General features: G+C 46.7%; 1 protein-coding gene. It reads left to right on the forward strand.

Features of this window, described 5'->3' with window-relative positions; genetic code table 11:
* Positions 1-392 precede the first annotated feature (392 nt).
* Positions 393-916, forward strand: a 524-nt coding sequence (locus tag GRP75_RS28145) for an oxidoreductase (protein WP_483311129.1), incomplete at its 3' end; no start/stop codon positions are given.

A 916-nucleotide genomic window follows, 5' to 3' on the forward strand; every position in this document is an offset into this window, starting at 1 on the left:
GATGTTGGGAGGCGCATCCGCGTGAACGGGTAAACTTGAAAATGCTAGTAACAGTGCCAAGCCTGGCAACACTCCCCTGTACGGCATATGTATCCCCCCTTTCCGTGCAGTGATACCTAGTGGTGCTCTCGACTATTATGTACCTGTCCTATTAAAAATATGCTGGTTACCAAGTTCGGCTCATAAACGACTGGAAAGAAGTCCACGATGAAACGATTATCAATGAAGATGATGGAGCTAAACGCACATATTCTCTTAAACATGACCGAAAACAGGAGCATTTTCGCAAGTTTTAGCCTTACAACGAATTCGGTATACCGTGACAGCTGGTGTATAATGGGGATGCAATTCATAATTATACAGACATGGAATTGAAGGAAGGATGGATAAAAGTGACCGACTTGTTTACTCCTTATCAATTAAAGGGGCTTTCTTTAAAAAATCGGATTGTCATGCCCCCGATGTGCCAATACAGCGTGGAGGCCAAGGACGGAAATCCAACGGATTGGCATCATGTCCATTATGTGAGCCGGGCAGTAGGAGGCACTGGACTTATTATTGTGGAAATGACAGCGGTCCATCCAGATGGACGTATTACAGATCGTGATTTGGGTATTTGGAGTGACGAACATATTCCTGCATATCGTAAGATTGTAGAGGAAGTTCACAAGTATGGTGCCAAAATTGGCATTCAACTAGGCCACGCTGGACGCAAGGCTGAAGATGCTGAGCACCCTGTGGGTCCTTCCTCGATTCCTTTTAGCGAACGCTTTAAAGAGCCGCACGCCTTAAAGACAGCTGAAGTCAGGGGACTGGTTCAGGCATACAAAGAAGGCGCGCGCCGCGCGGTGGAAGCAGGTTTTGACACGGTCGAGATACATGGCGCTCACGGCTATCTGATCCATCAATTTCATTC

The organism is Paenibacillus sp. OT2-17, from assembly GCF_009827695.1.
GTDB lineage: Bacteria > Bacillota > Bacilli > Paenibacillales > Paenibacillaceae > Paenibacillus > Paenibacillus polymyxa_B.